Annotated in this window: 14 protein-coding genes and 1 pseudogene; 4 read left to right on the top strand and 11 right to left on the bottom strand. The window is 60.9% G+C overall.

What is annotated here, in order from left to right; translation table 11 throughout:
* Position 1: 1 nt before the first annotated feature.
* The 6 genes from QM694_RS00335 to QM694_RS00310 form a co-directional block, all read right to left on the bottom strand.
* Entirely contained in the window at positions 2-1090 is a 1089-nt protein-coding gene (locus QM694_RS00335; RefSeq protein ID WP_415004968.1) for an ABC transporter ATP-binding protein, read from the bottom strand.
* 2 nt (positions 1091-1092) lie between these two features.
* Positions 1093-1935 (bottom strand): ABC transporter permease, encoded by an 843-nt coding sequence (locus QM694_RS00330; protein WP_415004967.1) that lies wholly within the window; start codon positions 1933-1935, stop codon positions 1093-1095.
* A gap of 2 nt (positions 1936-1937) precedes the next feature.
* Positions 1938-2828, bottom strand: coding sequence for an ABC transporter permease (locus QM694_RS00325; RefSeq protein ID WP_415004966.1), 891 nt, complete (start codon positions 2826-2828; stop codon positions 1938-1940).
* A gap of 56 nt (positions 2829-2884) precedes the next feature.
* Positions 2885-3964: an ABC transporter substrate-binding protein gene (locus tag QM694_RS00320; protein ID WP_415004965.1), complete on the bottom strand. Its 1080-nt coding sequence runs from the start codon at positions 3962-3964 to the stop codon at positions 2885-2887.
* 79 nt (positions 3965-4043) lie between these two features.
* Positions 4044-5429 carry an aspartate aminotransferase family protein gene (locus tag QM694_RS00315; RefSeq protein ID WP_415004964.1) on the bottom strand — a complete coding sequence of 462 codons (1386 nt, stop codon included), beginning with the start codon at positions 5427-5429 and terminating at the stop codon, positions 4044-4046.
* Between the two features lie 66 nt (positions 5430-5495).
* Positions 5496-5693 carry a hypothetical protein gene (locus tag QM694_RS00310; protein ID WP_415004963.1) on the bottom strand — a complete coding sequence of 66 codons (198 nt, stop codon included), beginning with the start codon at positions 5691-5693 and terminating at the stop codon, positions 5496-5498.
* A gap of 59 nt (positions 5694-5752) precedes the next feature.
* Between QM694_RS00310 and QM694_RS00305 the strand changes: the two genes are divergently transcribed.
* The 4 genes and pseudogenes from QM694_RS00305 (at position 5753) to QM694_RS00290 (ending at position 9684) form a co-directional block, all read left to right on the top strand.
* On the top strand, positions 5753-7168 hold the full coding sequence (locus QM694_RS00305) for a circularly permuted type 2 ATP-grasp protein (RefSeq protein WP_415004962.1): 1416 nt from the start codon (positions 5753-5755) through the stop codon (positions 7166-7168).
* Positions 7168-8115, top strand: a complete 948-nt coding sequence (locus tag QM694_RS00300) for an alpha-E domain-containing protein (protein WP_415004961.1) — start codon at positions 7168-7170, stop codon at positions 8113-8115. Before QM694_RS00305 ends, QM694_RS00300 begins: the two co-directional genes overlap by 1 nt.
* A gap of 5 nt (positions 8116-8120) precedes the next feature.
* A complete protein-coding gene (locus QM694_RS00295) occupies positions 8121-8924 on the top strand; it encodes a transglutaminase family protein (RefSeq protein WP_415004960.1) in 804 nt (267 codons plus the stop codon).
* Between the two features lie 27 nt (positions 8925-8951).
* Positions 8952-9684: pseudogene (locus QM694_RS00290) on the top strand (peptidase).
* A 2-nt stretch (positions 9685-9686) separates the two neighbouring features.
* Here the strand turns inward: QM694_RS00290 and QM694_RS00285 are convergent.
* The 5 genes from QM694_RS00285 to QM694_RS00265 form a co-directional block, all read right to left on the bottom strand.
* Positions 9687-11279, bottom strand: coding sequence for an ABC transporter ATP-binding protein (locus QM694_RS00285; protein ID WP_415004959.1), 1593 nt, complete (start codon positions 11277-11279; stop codon positions 9687-9689).
* 2 nt (positions 11280-11281) lie between these two features.
* Positions 11282-12397, bottom strand: coding sequence for an ABC transporter permease (locus tag QM694_RS00280; protein WP_415004958.1), 1116 nt, complete (start codon positions 12395-12397; stop codon positions 11282-11284).
* On the bottom strand, positions 12390-13313 hold the full coding sequence (locus QM694_RS00275; protein ID WP_415004957.1) for an ABC transporter permease subunit: 924 nt from the start codon (positions 13311-13313) through the stop codon (positions 12390-12392). Before QM694_RS00275 ends, QM694_RS00280 begins: the two co-directional genes overlap by 8 nt.
* A 64-nt stretch (positions 13314-13377) precedes the next feature.
* Positions 13378-14958 carry a peptide ABC transporter substrate-binding protein gene (locus tag QM694_RS00270; protein WP_415004956.1) on the bottom strand — a complete coding sequence of 527 codons (1581 nt, stop codon included), beginning with the start codon at positions 14956-14958 and terminating at the stop codon, positions 13378-13380.
* 91 nt (positions 14959-15049) lie between these two features.
* The gene (locus tag QM694_RS00265; protein WP_415004955.1) at positions 15050-17620 is read right to left on the bottom strand and encodes a hypothetical protein; all 2571 of its coding nucleotides are present in this window, start codon (positions 17618-17620) and stop codon (positions 15050-15052) included.
* Between the last annotated feature and the right edge of the window lie 49 nt (positions 17621-17669).

The following is a 17669-nucleotide window of genomic DNA, read 5'->3' as shown; positions in this document are numbered from 1 at the left end:
CCTACTCCGTGAGGATAATCGAATCTTGCGGCTGCCAATGCACCCAGAGTGCCTGACCGCGCTCCACACCGGCCCCCTGCCCGCGCGAGTCGTTCTGCACATTCACCTGCAGGTTCAACCCGTCCGCCGCCTCGACGACGAGATGACTGGTGTCACCATAGTAGGCAACATCGCGCACCGTGCCGGGAACCTTGATGAGTGTTGTGCCCTTGGGCTCGGCCTTGCTGATTTTCAGCTTCTCGGGCCGCACCGCGATGGAAACATCGCTTCCCGCCGCGGCTTCGGCCGGCAGTTCCACCTTGCCCAGCGCCTTGGTGCCGCAAATGATCGACTTGCCTTTCGATTGCAGAACCTTGGCATCGATGAGATTCACCTTGCCGATGAAATCCGCCACGAAACGGTTTTTCGGCTGCTCGTAAAGCTCGGCAGGCGTGGCGATCTGCTGCACCGCGCCCTTGTCCATGACGGCGATGCGGCTGGCCATGGAGAGCGCCTCATCCTGGTCATGCGTCACGATGATGAAGGTGATGCCCACCGTTTCCTGCAAGCGCGTCAGTTCCATGCGCATGTCCTCGCGCAGCTTTGCATCGAGAGCCGACAGCGGTTCATCGAGCAGCAACACCTTCGGGCGCTTCACCAGCGCGCGGGCCAGCGCCACGCGCTGCCGCTGCCCGCCGGACATCTGGTCGGGCTTTCGCTTGGCGAGATGCGGCAGCTTCACCATCTCGAGAGCCTCTGCCACGCGCCGCTTAGTTTCATCCGCAGCAACGCCGGTCACGCGTAGGCCATAGGCCACATTGTCTTCCACCGTCATGTGCGGAAACACCGCGTAGGACTGGAACACCATGTTGGTGGGCCGCTTGTTGGGCGGCGTGTGCGCCATGTCCTGCCCGTCGATGATGATCTGCCCGCCGGTGGGCATTTCAAGGCCGGAGATCATGCGCAGCAGCGTAGTCTTGCCGCAGCCCGAAGGCCCCAGCAACGCGAAGAATTCGTTCTGCGCGATGTCGAAGGACACATCATCTACGGCGGTGACGCCGCCGGGAAATTTCTTCGAGACATTACGGATGGAAATGATGGCATCGGACATGCTCAACCCTTGGAGGCCTTGGGCTGCGCCTGCAGCTTCATGGCGATGATGGTGGCGATAACAGTGATCAGGATCAGGACAGTGGACGCAGCGTTGATATCGGGCGTCACCCCGCGCCGCACGAGGGAATAGACCTTGACAGGGAAAGTCACAGAGCCCGGCCCCGACGAGAAATAGGTGATGACGAAATCATCGAGCGACAGCGTGAAGGCCAGCAGCGCCCCGGCGATCAGGCCCGGCTTCATGAAGGGGAAGATCACCTTCCAGAATGTCTGCCAGAGATTGGCACCCAAGTCGCGCGAGGCTTCCTCAAGTTGCATGTTGAAGCCCACCATGCGGGAGCGCACCACAACAGCCACGAAGGGGAACGAGAAGGCGATATGCGCAACGATGATTGGCCCCAGATTGAAAGGCCAGCTCACGTCAGACGTAAGCCAGCCGATCTTGAAGAAAAAGGCCATCAGCGCCACGCCCATGCTGATCTCGGGGATGACGATCGGCAGCATCATCACGCCTTCATATCCGGTCTTGCCGGGAAAACGGAAGCGCCACAGCAGCAGCCCCACCATGGCGCCAATCACCGTTGCGAAGATCGTCTGCACGAAGGCGATGATCAGCGAATTGGTGAAGGCCTGGATCAGGTCGGGATTGTTCCACGCCACGCCATAATATTTGGTGGTTAAGCCCTGCCATGTGGTGTTGCGCTTGGAATCGTTGAAGCTGAAAGCGATCAGAACCACGATCGGCGCATAGAGAAAGAAAAAGGTGAAGAACAGCAGCGCCTTCAGCCATAGCCTGCGGCCATATTCGAGCGGTCCCTGTGGTGCGCGGTTGAACAGCACCATTCCTACATCTCCACGCCCTTGCTGTTGGCGGTGATGAGCCAGCGCAGCGCTAGGAGTCCAAAGGTGGCATAGATCAGCATGAAGGAAAGCGCCGCGCCGAAGGGCCAGTCATTGGCTGACTTGAACTGGTCCTCGATTACGTTGCCGATCATGATGGCATTGGCGCCGCCCAGAAGGGCCGGTGTAAGGAAAGAGCCGAGGCAGGGAATGAACACCAGCATAATGCCCGACACGATACCCGGCATGGTGAGCGGCACGGTGACCGCGAACAGCGTACGGATTTGCGAGGCGCCAAGGTCAAGGCTGGCTTCGAGATAGGATTTGTCCAGCCGCTCCACGGTCGCGTAGAGCGGCAGTACCATGAAGGGCAGATAGACATAGACGAGGCCCGCGATCACCGCGCCATTGTTGTAGAGAAGCTCGAACGACACGAAGGGATGCGTGCCGCCAAACAGATAGTCCACGCCGTCCCATATCCAGCCCAGCACCTTGTTCACATAGCCATTGGTGCGGAACACTGCCATCAAGGCATAGGTGCGGATCAGCAGGTTGATCCAGAACGGCAGGATGGTGATGAGCAGGAGCAGAGGCTTCCAGCGGTCATTGGCGAAGCTGATGGCAAAGGCGATGGGGTAAGCGAAGATCAGGCAGAAGAAGGTGGCCAGTGCGCTGATCCACAGCGACTTCCACATGATCTCGAGATAGACGGAATTGAAGACGCGGGCATAGTTCTGCAGCGTCCAAGTGATGGCGATATCGGTGATGCCCTGCTTCTCGCCGAAGCTGTAGACCCACAGCACGCTGAGCGGCACGAGGAAAAATGCCACCACCCAGAACGTGCCGGGCAAAGACAGCAAACCAAACAGAAACCTGTTGTTGCGCCAGCTTTCCAATTATTCCCCCGAAGTGAAAAAGCCCGGGCGATGAACCCGGGCTTTTGTATCGTGCATCACGCCGCCTGAATACGCGTCCAGGCGTCTTCGTAAAGTTTCTGGCCGTCTTCGCCGATATAGACCTGGGACTGGCACTTGGCGATGATCTCATCCGGCGGGAAGATGATGGGATTCTTGTTATAATCGTCGCCCAGCTCCTTGCGCGCCGCGAGATTGGCAGTGGCATAGTTGATGAACTTGGCGATGTCAGCGCCTTCCTTGGCATCAAGGATGAAGTTCAGGAAGGCGTGGGCGTTCTCGGGGTGAGGCGCACCATTGGGGATCGCCATGGTGTCCTGCCACAACAGCGAGCCCTCCTTGGGCACGGAATAATCGAGATCCTTGTCCTCGCCCATCACCTGCAGAATGTCACCGTTCCATTCCTGTGCGAGGTCTACTTCACCGGAAGCCAGCAGATCCTGCCCGTTGTCGTCGGCAAACACCTTCACATTCTTCTTGTGGGCGATGATGAGATCTTCCGCCTGCTTGATTTCCGCCGGATCGGTGCTGTTCATCGACTTGCCAAGATACATGAGCGCCGTGCCGATCACGTTGCGCGCGTCGCCCAGAAGCGAAATGCGGCCCGCGTAATCATCAGCCTCATACACATATCTCCAGCTATCCGGCGGCGCCTTCACCTTGCTCTTGCGATAGCCGATGCCGATAGTGCCCCACATGTAGGGAATGGTGTATTTCCGGCCCTTGTCGAAGGCGGCGTCGGCGAAGCGGGGATCGATGTTCGCCATGTTGGGAATTTTGGAGTGGTCTATGGGCATCAGCATGTTGGCGCCCACCATGCGCTCAATCCACGAGTCTGACGGTACGATCACGTCATAACCGGGATTGCCGGACTTCAGCTTGGCGAACAGCTCGGAATTGTCGGCATAAAGATCGAGCTTGGTTTCAATGCCCGTCGCGGTCTGGAAATCGGCCAAGGTGTTCTCGCCGATGTAAGTATCCCAGTTATAGAGGTTGAGCTTCTTTTCCTCCGCCGACAGCGAAAACCGCGGCAGGAAGGTGACGCCCACCGCAAAAGCGCCCGCCGATTGCAGAAGCTTGCGGCGCGTTGGCCGGTATTTCGGCATATAGTCGGTCATTCACGTCTCCCTCAGTTCTTGATTTTATGTAGGTTACCGGACTGTAACAATTACAGCCCGGCATTCAACCCTCTTTGCGTCAGGCCATTTCGGCCTTCACATCCCTGTAGGTGGCATCCAGCGCCACGCGGGCGAGGCGCACCAGTTCGTCGATTTCCTTCTTCGAGATGACGAGCGGCGGCGACAGCACCATCGTATCCCAGCAGGCGCGCATGATGAGGCCATTCTTGAAGCAATGGTCGCGGCACATGGTGCCGACGCGGCCGGAATCCTTGAAGCGGATGCGCTTTGCCTTGTTGCTCGACAGCTCGATGGCGCCGATCAGCCCCATGGAGCGCGTCTCGCCGACAATCGGATGATCGCGCAAACTCGCCAATGCATCGGCGAAATAGGGGCCGATCTCGCGTGTCTTCTCAACCAGCTTCTCGCGCTGGATGATCTCGATGTTGCGCAGCGCTACGGCGGCCGCCACCGGATGGCCCGCATAAGTCATGCCGTGATAGAACTCGCCGCCCAGATCGAAAAACTCCTTGATGATCGCCTCCGAAAAAGCCACCGCGCCAATCGGCTGGTAGCCCGAGGACAACCCCTTCGCCATCGGCACAATGTCCGGCTCGAATCCCAGGCTCTGGAAACCCCACCAGTTGCCGGTGCGGCCGAAGCCGCAGATCACTTCATCGGAAATCAGCAGCACGCCATATTTGCGACAGATGCGCTGCACTTCCGGCCAATAGGTGGAGGGCGGAATGAGAACGCCCGCCGCCCCCTGGATCGGCTCGCCGATGAAGGCCGCGACATTCTCAGGGCCTACTTCGAGGATTTTCTTTTCCACATCCGCCGCCGCTTCAAGGCCGAATTCCTCCGGCGTCTTGTCGCCGCCGAAATCATACCAGTAGGGCTGCTGCACATGATGAAAGCCCGGGAAGCGCGTGCCGCCCTGCTCATGCATGCCCTGGAAGCCACCTAGATTGGCCGCCACCATGGTGGAGCCGTGGTAGCCGCGCGTGCGGGCGATGAAATGCTGGCGATAGGGCTTGCCCTTCAGCTTCCAGTAATGCCTGACGAAACGCACGATGGTGTCGTTCGATTCAGAGCCGGAATTGGTGAAGAAAATGTGCTGGAAGCGCTTCGGCATCACTGACGAAATCTTCGCCGCCAGATCGGTCGTCGGCACTGTCGTCGTCTTGAAGAAGGTGTTGTAATAGGGAAGGTCCAGCATCTGCTGGTAGGCGGCTTCCGCCAGTTCCTTGCGGCCATAGCCCACATTCACGCACCAAAGACCCGCCATGCCGTCGAGCATTTTGTTGCCGTTGGCGTCCCATATCCACACACCGTCAGCCTGCGTCATCACCCGGGGTCCGCCCGCGGCGTGGAAAGCCTTGTGATCCGTGAACGGATGAAAATGATGTGCGATGTCGTTCGCCACGACTTCGGCGATATTGATGTTCTTGGCGTGTGTATTCATGATGATCTCCAGACAACGAAAACGGATTGGCCCACGGGGCCCGTTCAATCGCGGCAGGAAACGCGCCTAGGGCTTGAAACCCACCCGGGCGCAATGCAGCATTACCTCGTCATAGGCCGTGCGCGACCAGAGAGGCAGGATCGATCCCGATGCTGTCATGTGAAAGCACATGGGCTTCTTTTGCCAGTTTAGGGGCATTTCCGCAAGCTGGCGCGGATTCCAGCGGATTGGCGCATTTTTAAGCAGCGCCGGTTTCAAGGGCATGTTCCCCTTGCCAGCCTTTTGGAATTGCGCCCATACTGCATCGCACTAATCGGGGTTGAATGGGTACGATCTTCAACGAGATGATGGGCAGCGCAGGGGTAACGCGCGAACCCTATGGCCAGGTGGAACAGTGGCTGAAGCAACTTGGCCGGAAGGATGTCGAGCGCGCCGTGCGCGAGGCGGAGGCGATTTTCCGCCGCCAGGGCATCACTTTCGCGGTCTATGGCGATGGTGAAGCTGCCGAACGGCTGATCCCATTCGACATCATTCCACGCATCTTCGCAGCATCGGAATGGCGGAAGCTTTCGGCGGGAATTGACCAGCGGGTGCGCGCCATCAACGCCTTCCTGCACGACATCTATCACCGGCAGGAAATCCTCCGCGCCGGACGTGTGCCGGCCGACATCATCATCCAGAACGATGCCTTTGTACCGGAGATGATTGGCGTCGACCCGGCACTCGGCATCTATTCGCATATCATCGGCATCGACATCGTGCGGGTAGGTGAAGGCGATTTCTACGTACTGGAGGACAATTGCCGCACCCCCTCCGGCGTCTCCTACATGCTCGAGGACCGGGAGGCGATGATGTATCTCTTCCCGGAACTCTTCGCGCAGCACCGGATCGCGCCGGTCGAGAACTATCCCGCCACATTGCGCAAGACGCTGGAAAAAGTGGCGCCGCCCGCCTGCAAGAGTGAACCCACCATCGTCATCCTCACGCCGGGCATCCACAATTCGGCATTCTTCGAGCACGCCTTTCTCGCCGACGAAATGGGCGTGGAGCTCTGCGAAGGCGGCGACCTTTTCGTGTCGGACGGCTATCTCTACATGCGCACTACGCAGGAGCCGAAGCGCGTGGATGTCGTCTATCGCCGCATCGATGATGCCTACCTCGATCCCCTCGCCTTCCGGCCGGACTCGGCGCTGGGCGTACCCGGCATCTTCGATCTCTACCGCGCTGGCCGCGTGACTCTCGTCAACGCGCCGGGCACCGGCATCGCCGATGACAAGGCGATCTATACCTACATGCCCGAGGTGATCGAATTTTACACCGGCGAGAAGCCACTGCTCCGCAATGTGCCGACCTGGCGCTGCGCTGACCAGCAAGACTTGGCCTATGTGCTGGACCATCTGCCGGAACTCGTCGTGAAGGAAGTCCATGGCTCTGGCGGCTACGGCATGCTGGTGGGTCCCACCTCCTCGCGGCGCGAAATCGAAGCCTTTCGTGCCAAGCTGAAAGCCCGCCCCCGCAACTATATCGCTCAGCCCACACTGTCACTGTCTGCCGTTCCCACCTTCACGAAATCAGGCGTTGCGCCACGCCATGTCGATCTCCGCCCCTTCGTGCTGTCGAGCGACCAGGTGCGCATCACCCCCGGCGGCCTGACGCGCGTGGCGCTGAAGAAAGGATCGCTGGTGGTCAATTCCAGCCAAGGCGGCGGCACTAAAGACACCTGGGTGCTGGAGGACTGATGCTCGGCCGCACCGCTTCATCGCTTTACTGGATGTCGCGCTATGTCGAGCGGGCGGAGAACATGGCGCGCCTGCTCGAGGTCGGCTACCGCATTTCGCTCATGCCCGGCGCTGTCGAGGGCCACCGCGATGAATGGCGCTCCACGCTGACCTCGGCCGATTGTGCGTTGGCGTTCGACCTGAAACATCCCGAACCCAATTCTGCGCGCGTCATCGATTTTCTTTTGTTCGATGAAAGCAATCCATCAAGCGTCAAGGCCTGCCTGAGGACGGCGCGTAACAATGGCCGCGCCGTGCGCACTGCATTGACGCGCGATGTGTGGGAAACCATCAACGCGACTTGGAACCAGCTTGCGCAGGTGAAACCCGCCAGTATCACTGCGGAACGCCTGCCGGAATTTCTCGAATGGATCCGGCAGCGCACCATGGCCTTCCGCGGCGCCTTGCTCGGCACCATGTTGCGTAATGACACTTATTATTTCAGCCAGCTCGGTAATTTCATCGAACGAGCCGACAACACGGCCCGCATTCTTGATGTCAAATATTTCATCCTTCTGCCGAGACCAGGCGATGTCGGCAGCGAACTGGACATGCAGCAATGGGCGCAAATCCTGCGCTCGGTATCTGCACATCGCGCCTATCGCTGGTTTTACCGCGACAGCCGCTATCGGCCATGGCTAGTATCGGAATTTCTGATTCTCAAGGAGGAAATGCCGCGCTCGCTCGTGTTCTCGGCGTATTGGGTGAACATGGCGCTCGAAGGCCTCGCCAATCTCTATGGCAAGAAATACGAGTGCCACGAACTGGCGCAAGAGACCTACAGCAATTTGAAATCCGCCAGCATGGAGCAGATTTTCCAGTCCGGCCTGCACGAATTCCTGCAAGATTTCATGGCCTCCAACAACAAGCTGTCGCGCGTCATCGGCAGCACCTATAATTTTCCGTGATACCGATGCGCCTTTCTGTCCTCCACGCTACCCACTACGATTACGGTTCGGAACTGAGCTATGCGGTGCAGCGGCTCTACCTCACGCCGCTGAGCTTCGGCGCCCAGCAGGTGATCTCGTGGTCGATCGAAGCGCCGGGCATGGAGCATGCACTCACCTATCTTGATGGCTTCGGCAACTGCGTGCATCTGGTGACCTATCAGAACATTTCCGGTCCCGTCACCATCACCGCCAGCGGCATTATTGACTGCATCGACAAGCATGGCGTCGTCCAGGGACTCGCCTGCCCCGCGCCCGACAACGTGTTCCTCCGCCAGACTCTGGCCACCGCTCCCAGCAGCGGCATTCGTGCCATGGCAGACAAGTTGGGACCTGGTGATGTGCTGGAGCGGCTCCACCGCCTGATGACCGACGTTCACAACCGGGTTGCCTATGAGATTGGCGCCACCCATGCCTACACCACGGCGGCGGAAGCCTTCGCGGACGGGCGTGGCGTTTGCCAGGACCACGCGCATATCTTCGTGGGCGCGGCCCGCCACCTCGGCATCCCCGCCCGCTATGTGACGGGCTATCTGGTGACCGGACAGGGAGCTTCCTCAACCGCCGCCCACGCCTGGGCGGAGGCGCTGGTGCCGGAACTCGGCTGGGTCGGCTTCGATCCGGCGAATGGCAAGTCGCCCACAGACCAATATGTGCGCGTGGCCGGCGGCATCGACGCCGCCAACATTACGCCCATTCGCGGCAGCCGCCGGGGTGGCGACAGCGAACGCATGACGGTTGAAGTCCGGGTCGAATTCGCCCAACAATAACAACGCGATGATTCCCCGGGGACAGGAATGACATATTGCGTGGGCATGCTGCTCGACGAAGGACTGGTGATGGCGGCGGATACGCGCACCAATGCCGGCGTCGACAACGTAGGGAAATTCAAGAAACTGCACACCTGGGCCAAGCAAGGCGAGCGGGTGTTCGTGCTGCTCACGGCGGGAAATCTCGCCATCACGCAAGCCGTCGTCAGCCTGCTCAGCGAAGGCACGCAGATCAAACGCAAGGGCGTAGAAAGCCTGTTCACTGTGAAGACGATGTTCCAGGCGGCGCGTATCGTCGGCAAGGCCATCCGCGAGGTCAAGAAGGTCGATGGTGAATCGCTGTCGGTCGGCAGTGATGCCTTTGCCGCAAGCTTCATTTTCGCCGGCCAGATCGGCAAGGAGCCGCCGCGCCTGTTCCAGATCTATTCGGCCGGCAACTTCATCGAGGCGACGCCTGATACGCCGTTCTTCCAGATCGGCGAACACAAATACGGAAAACCCATTCTCGACCGGGTGGCGCGCAACGAGATGAAGCTGGGCGACGCCGCCAAGATGGTGCTGCTCTCCTTCGACTTCGACGCTACGCTCAAATCTGAGCGTGGGGCTCCCTATCGACATGCTCACCTATGAGGCGGGCACGCTCCGCTTCGAGCACATGAAGCGCATCGGCCTCGACGATCCTTATTTCAAGATGCTTTCATCAGAATGGTCAAAAGCCCTCCGCGCCGCATTCGCCAACATCGAGCCTTTTGATATTTAGCTTCACGCCGCGAAGGCCGCGGCCATCAGGCGTCTGGTATAATCTTCGCGCGGATGGTCCATCACTTCATCGGGGCTGCCTTGCTCCACCAGCCGCCCGTCTTTCATGACAAGGATATGATCCGCCATGGCGCGCACCACGGCAAGATCGTGGCTGATGAAGAGATAGCTGAGGTCATATGTATTCTGAAGCCCGCGCAGCAGTTCAACGATCTGCTTCTGCACCTGCCGGTCCAGCGCCGAAGTCGGCTCGTCCAGCACCACCACCTTGGGCTTCAGGATGATGGCGCGGGCAATGGCGATGCGCTGCCGCTGCCCGCCCGAGAACTCATGGGGATAGCGGTTGCGCAGTTTCGGATCGAGGCCCACTTCCTCGAATGCCTGCACGGCGCGCGCGTCTCGCTGTCGGCTGGAGATCGAAGGCTCATGAACCATCAAGCCTTCCGTCACGATCTGCCCCGCCGTCATGCGCGGGCTGAGCGATCCGAACGGATCCTGTAGCACCACCTGCAATTCACGCCGGAGCGGCCGCATCGCCTCGCGGTCGAGCCCCGCGATATTGCGGCCCGCAAAGAAGATCGCCCCCTCGCTCGGCACCAGACGCAGGATGGCGCGCGCCAGCGTGGACTTGCCAGATCCCGACTCCCCGACGATGCCGATGGTCTGCCCGCGCTTCAGCGACAGCGACACACGGTCCACCGCATGAAGCTCAATCGCCGGGCCGGAGAGAAACCCGCCGCCGAACTTGAACGTCACCCGCATGTCGGTGGCATCGAGAATCCGCGGCGCTGAGGCTGGCGGAGGTAACTTGGTGCCGGTGGGCTCGGCCTCCAGAAGCGACTTGGTGCAGGGATGCTGCGGATTTGCGAAGATCGCCTGCGTCTCGCCCTGCTCCACCACCTCGCCATGGCGCATCACCACCACGCGGTGGGCGATGCGCTTCACGATGTTGAGGTCATGGGTGATGAACACCATGCCCATGCCCAGCCTGTGCTGGAGCGAGGCCATCAATTCGAGTATTTCCGCCTGAATGGTCACATCGAGCGCCGTCGTCGGTTCGTCGGCGATCAACAGGTCCGGATCATTGGCGAGCGCCATGGCAATCATCACCCGCTGCCGCTGGCCGCCAGACATTTCATGCGGATAGGAATCCATGCGCCGCACCGGATCGGGAATGCGGACGAGCTTCAGCATCTCGATGGCCCGGTTCCGCGCCTGCTCAGCCGCGAGCTTCTGGTGCTGCATGATCGGCTCCATCAACTGGCTGCCGATCGTGTAGAGCGGATCAAGCGAGGTCATCGGCTCCTGGAAGATCATGGTGATCTTCCGCCCCCGAATGGTATTGAGTTTCCACTTCGGCAGGCCGATGAGGTTCACGCCGCGATAGCTCGCCGTGCCCGACGCTTCGCCATTAGAGGCCAGAAGCCCCATGGTAGCCATCATCAGCTGGCTCTTGCCCGAGCCGGATTCGCCAACGATGGCGACCGTCTCGCCCGAATTCACGTGCAGGCTCACGCCTTTCACCGCCTCCACATCACCGTCCAGCGTGTGGAACCGCACCTTCACGTTCTCGATGTCCAGAACCCTGTCAGCCATGTTCAGCGGTCCTTGGGATCGAGTGCGTCGCGCAAGCCGTCGCCGATGAAGTTCAGCGCGAACAGCGTCGAGATCAGGAAGAAGGCCGGAAAGGCCAGAAGCCAGTTGGCATAGGGAATATTGTTCGCACCCTGCGCGATCAGCACGCCCCAACTCGCCATCGGTTCCTGCACGCCAAGGCCAAGATAGGAGAGGAAGCTCTCGAGGATGATCACCTGCGGCACCAGCAGCGTCATGTAAATGACGACCGGCCCCAGCAGGTTCGGCACGATATGGCGGAACAGGATGCCGGCGCGCGAGACGCCCAGCGCCTCCGCCGCCTGCACGAATTCCTGCCGCTTCAGCGACAGCGCCTGTCCGCGCACGATGCGGCTCATGTCCAGCCACAGTACCGCGCCCACGGCGAGGAACATCAAGATGAAGTTCCGCCCGAAAAACACCACCAGCATGATGACGAAGAAGATGAAGGGCAGTGAATAGAGAATGTCCACAATGCGCATCATGATCTCGTCGGTCTTGCCGCCCGCGAAGCCCGCTGTCGCGCCATAGACCACGCCGATGATGCCGGCCACCAGCCCCGCCAGAAGGCCGATGGCCAGCGACACGCGGCCGGCGATCAGCGTGCGGGTCAGGAGATCGCGGCCGGAATTGTCGGTGCCAAAGAAGAAATACATGCGTTTCAGGTCCGTGCTCATGGTGAGCTTCAGGCCATCGGCGGACTTTTCCGTCACCACAGTATTTTCGAACGCATCCGAGCGGTCGATATAGCGTGTCACCCGCTCGTCAATGGGCTTGGCGGAGGAAACGGTGATGAAGATCTTGCCGTCCTTATCCTCCCAACCCACGAGATCGAGCCTCGCGCGCCTGACCGCATCCTTCACCGCGAGGTCGATGCCCTCCGCCTTCGGGTAGGAGGAGAAGCTCGGCGGCACCCGGTTATAGTCCTGATAGATGGTCGAGAAATCATGCGGGGTAAACCATGGCCCTAAGATGCATATGATCGCCATGGCGGCGATGTAGTAGAGGCTGATCATCGCCGCGCGATTGGCCTTGAGGCGGTTCCACGCATCGGCCCACAGCGAGCGTCCGGCGACAGCGGCGGGCAAGGCGTCAGTCATAGCGCACCCGGGGATCGACGACGCCATAGAGAATATCGACGATGAGATTGAACAGGATGGTGAACACGGCGATCAGCACCACTGTGCCCATCACCACCGTATAATCACGGTTCAACGCCCCCAGCACGAATTCGCGGCCGATGCCGGGAATGGCGAAGATCGTTTCGACGATGATCGATCCGGTCAGAAGAGCCGCGGCAGCGGGCCCCGCATAGGAAATGATCGGCAGCAGCGCGCCTCTCAGCGCATGGCGCACGATGACGGAGAAATCCGAAAGCCCAAGCGCCCGCGCCGTGCGGATATGATGCGCCCTCAATGCCTCGATCATCGAGCCACGCATCAGGCGCGCCACGATGGCCAGTTGCGGCAGCATCAAGGTGACGATGGGGCCGATCTTGTTCACCAGCGCGCCGTCACCCCAGCCGCCCACCGGCAGCCATTTGAGCGTGAGTGCGAAGAAAAGCTGGAAAAGCGGCGCGATCACGAAGGTGGGAATGGTCGATCCCGCCGTCGCCGTGGCAATCACCGCATAATCGGCGCTGCGGTTCTGGAACAGCGCCGCGATGATGCCTAATACAGTGCCAAGCACCAGCGCCAGCAGCAGCGCGATACTGCCGAGTTGGATAGAAAAAGGCAGCGCCGCCGCGAATTTTTCGGCCACTGTGAAATCGGGCGACGTATAGGTCGGCCCAAAATCGCCATGCAGCAGACCACCCAGATAGCGCAAATACTGCTGCAATAACGTATCATCGAGATGATATTGGCGCTCAAGGTTGGCCTTGATGACAGGGTTCAGCCCCTTTTCGAGATTGAATGGCCCGCCCGGCGCCAGCCGCATGAGGAAGAACGAGATCGTGATGATCACGAACATCGTCGGGATGGCGGTCAAAAGCCGCTTCAGCACGTAGCGCAGCATGGATCCTCCGTCGAACCCGGGACGCTCCGCCGAGATGGCGGAGCGGCCTTCGTCCGTCTGCGGATTATTCCTTGCTCAGGAAGCGCGAGGGATGAACGTCCATCACGTTCGGTTCCCAGCCCTTCAGCTTCGAGGAGACGACATCGTGATAGCTGTAATAAAGCAGCGGCACCACGCAGAGATCGCGCGCCACGCCGATGGCTTCGGCATCCGAGAGGCTCTTCATGCGATCTTCGGGCGTCGCCGCAGCGGCGGCCTTGGCCATCAGCGCATCAAAGTCCTTGTCGGAATATTGCGCATAGTTGTTGCCGGTTCCGGTCTTGCACAGCGCCAGGAAGTTCTCGGGGTCCTTGTAGTCGGCGATCCAGCCGGCCCGCGCGATGTCGAAATCGCCGTGCTGTTCCAGCATGCCGTAATGCGTCTTGGTGTCGGTGTTGACGAGCGACACTTCAACACCAAGCGGCTTCAGCTGCTCCTGGATGGCCACCGCCGTGTTCTTGTGGTTTTCCGACGTGTTGTAGTGGATTTCCATTTTCAGCGGATGATCGGGGCCATAGCCCAGCTCCGCCAGCGCCTTCTTGGCGTCATCCTCGCGGTCAAACTGTGACTTCTCGGCATAGTCGGTCACCCGCGTTTCATAGCCCTTGATGCCCGGCGGCACGAAGGAATAGGCCGGGATCATGGAATTGTTCCACACCTTCTCCGCCAGATAATCGCGGTCGATGGCTTCTGAAATCGCCTGCCGCAGCTTCACGTCTCCCCACGGCTGCTTCGGAATCTTGAACACATAGTAATAAGTGCCGAGATAGGGCCCGATCTTGATCTGGTCGCCGAACTTGGCGCGGAGATCGGGAAGCTGCTCAAGCGGCATGTCATCATTCATGTCGATCTCGCCCGCCTCGAAACGCTTGATGGCGGTGGACCGGTCTTCCGTGGGCAGATAGTTCACGGTGTCGATCTTCACGGTTCCTGCGTCATAGAAATTGGCATTCTTCACCAGCTTGATGTGGTCATTGGGCACAAACTCGGTGAGCGTGTAAGCGCCATTTGAGACGAGATTGCCGGGCTTGGTGAAATCTGCGCCCTTGGCCTTCACATTGGCTTCGCTCACCGCATAAGTCGCCTGATGGGTGAGCATCTCAAGGAAGTAAGGCGTTGGCGCGTAGAGCTGCACTTCAAAGGTGTGATCGTCCACAGCCTTGACACCCAGTTCCTCCAGCTTCTTCTTGCCGGCGGTAATGTCTTCGGCATTGACGACGGGCGCCAGCATATAGGCGTATTCCGCCGCGGTGGCGGGGTCGACCAGACGCCGCCAGGAGAACACGAAATCATTGGCCGTCACGGGCGAGCCGTCGGACCATTTGCCATCCGCCCTCAGCTTGAACGTATAGGTCTTGCCGTCGGGTGACACGGTGTAGCTTTCCGCTGCACCGGGGATCACATCCGCCTTGGCATCCTGCGTCATCAGACCAACGAAAATGTCGCGCAGGATATTGGCTTCATAGACGGTCGAAGTCTTGTGCGGATCGAGGGATTCAGGATCGGCGGAGTTACCGCGGTTCAAGACCGTTTCGGCGAATGCGCCGGTGGCCGCCATCATCAACATCGTCGACCCGGCGAGCCAGGCTTTCGTATTCATTTTCATCTGGTTCCACTCCCTGTTCCGGCGGTTGCCCGCGTTGACGGACAACCCTAGCATCGGGATTTGGCCTTGTCGCCGGTCCAGTGGCGCAGCGTCAGACAGGCTTTCGCGCCCCCGTCCAGGCCATGATCTGCGGCACCAGCAGCAGCGGCAGAATGATGGACAGGGCGAGGAACAGCATGGAAATCAGTCCGAAAGCTGAGACGGCGGGGCTGCTGGAAATGCTCAACGGCGCAACCGCGCCCAGAAGCGCCAGCACGGGCAGAACGGCAGCGCGGATCGCCGCGCCCGGCTCCTCCGCTTCAAAATCCACGAGGATCAGTGAGGCCGACAGGCAGGCCGATATGGCGGTCACCGCGGCAGCGAGACCGGAGGAAATCACCGTCTGCCCGGTGGCCGACAGGATGGCGGCGGACAGGGTCATCAGGCACCCGACCGGAACCAGCGTGGCGATCCAGGCCCGCGCACGGCGGCGGAGATAGGCGAGCGCGATGAGCGCCGCTACGGCCAGCGCCATGCCCAGCGCCAGCACCGTTTCATGGTGGAGGATTTCGCTGCGCGCCAGTGCGACGATGGGAGGCCCCGCCGCCTCGGAGTCGACGCGCCGCATCGCCGCCGCGAAAGCGAGACGGTTGATTCCCGGCTTCGCCACCGCCTCGATCTGCCACTTTCCGTCCTGCGAAATGAAGCGGCGCAGCAGCCCGGGATCGAGCGCACCCAGCGCCGGCGCCTGCAGCGCACCCAGCTTGCGCCCAGCCGCCGACATATCTTCAAGGCCGCCAAACAGCGCGTCATTCAACTCCGCGATCCTCTGCGAGGGCGGCGTTGGCTCTGCCGTAAAGGCCGCGAAGGCGCTGCGCAGGCGTGCGGCCGCACTTCGCAAATCCTCGGGCGCGGAAGACCCTGCGATCGCACGCAAGGCGGTTTCAAGATCGGTAAAGGCCGAGGCAAGCGCCGTGGCGTCCGGCTCCTCGCGCGGCACCGGACCCTGATCGAACAGGCCGCTCAACTGGTGCAGCGCAGTCAGCTTCGGCTGCACATCCTGCGGCAGGAATTGCGAGGCCCAGAGCAGCGCGCCGGTTTGCGGCAGCAGCGCCAAACGGCTGGCGAGGTCTTCCGCCTCGCCTTGCGAGTTCACCACGAAATGCACGGCATCGCGCGTCGCCGGGGCTTCCGGCAAGTCGGCGATATGCGATCCCGCAGGCGGATCGCCGAACCTCAAACCCGGCAGAAAGATCACCGAAAACACGCTGGCCGCTATCACCAGCAGGGCAAACACCTGCCGCAGGTTGAGAAGCGTTGTACCGGCGGGAGTGTCCGCCGCGAGGTCCAGCCAGTGGTTGGCATAAAGCCGCCGCCGCTCGAGGTTCACCAGCAGGGCCGGCAGCGCGATGAGGCTCACCAGCAATGCCACGATCACGCCGATGATGGCGATCAGCGCCGTATCCGCGACCGATGGCAACTGCCGGGGCAGCCACACCAGCCAGAACACTGAGGCGATCAGCGCCAGCACCGAGAGCAACGGGCCTTTGCGCTGCGCCGCCAGCATCACCGAAGCTTGCGGCTGCCCGCCCTTCAGCCGCGCCTGCTGATAGGCCACGCTCATCAGGATGGAAAACAGCAGCGACGGCGCAAGGCAGGCCGCCGCGAAAGACCAGCTCACCGCATCAAGCCCCGCCTTGAACAGGCAGGCCGCGGCGGCGCACAGGATCAGCGACGCCGCCACTGAAAGGCCCACCGCCGCGGCAAGCCGCAGCGAGCCAAGCCCCATGCCGAGCACGGTCAGCACCAGCAGCGCCGCGACGAGCGCGGGAACAATCAAATCACGGACGAAATCACCGGGCTGCGGCTGTGCCCCCGCCGGAAACGACCAATCCACAGACTTGGAATCCGGCAGCACGCTTTGCGCAAAACCCGCAGCTTCCTTCGTCTTGCCGTCGATTGGCGTTGCAATCACGAACCACACGGGGCTTGCGGACGGCACATCAAGCCCGGCAAGCGCCTTCCAGTTCAGCCGCGCGGGCGATCCCGCGACATTGGACTCGACGGAGGCCGCCGCAGCATCCAGCAACGGTGCGAGCCCTGGGGGCGGGTGGCCATCGGCAATGGCTTCAGCGATTACCGTGACAAGGGCTGCCAGTCCCGGCACGTCGGGGGCCTGTCCCAGCGCATGCAGCAGCGGCTGCATTTGCACGGCCTGCGCCACGCGCGCCTCGATCTGCTCACGCGGCTGAAACAGCAGGCCATAATTTTCGTAGAATGCCCCCTGTTCCGGCACGAAGGCAGAGCGGAACAGATCGGTGCGCTCACTTAGCCGGATGGCGGCTTCCGCAGCCGCTGTTTTGGCAGACGCCCCGTCATTCAAATCAATTCGCGCCACGAAAGTATGGTCGATGCCGGGAAAGGCCTGATCGAGCGCCGCCTCCGCCGCCGCTGTCCGCTCGTCCAGTGCGATTATAGGCGAGCGCGAGGGATCAACGCGCAGCTTCAACGCCGCAATGGACGCCGATGCCACGCACAACAGTGTCAAAAGCGTCAGCACGGCTGGCGCATGGCGCACCGAAAAGCGCGCCAGCCGGGCGAACAGATTGGGCTTCAGCTTCGGCCGCGTATCGGGCTTGGCCTGCGGCCTGCCGCTCCAATGGGGCTCGTCCCAGTCTTCCATGTCTTGCGGAGTGTCCCCAGGTTGCAGATTCGCTGTCGCGCCGCCATCA

This window comes from Aestuariivirga sp. (assembly GCF_047602625.1).
Classification (GTDB): domain Bacteria; phylum Pseudomonadota; class Alphaproteobacteria; order Rhizobiales; family Aestuariivirgaceae; genus Aestuariivirga.
The sequence above is the reverse complement of the archived record's forward strand: the minus strand, read 5'-3'. Positions and strand labels throughout refer to the sequence as shown.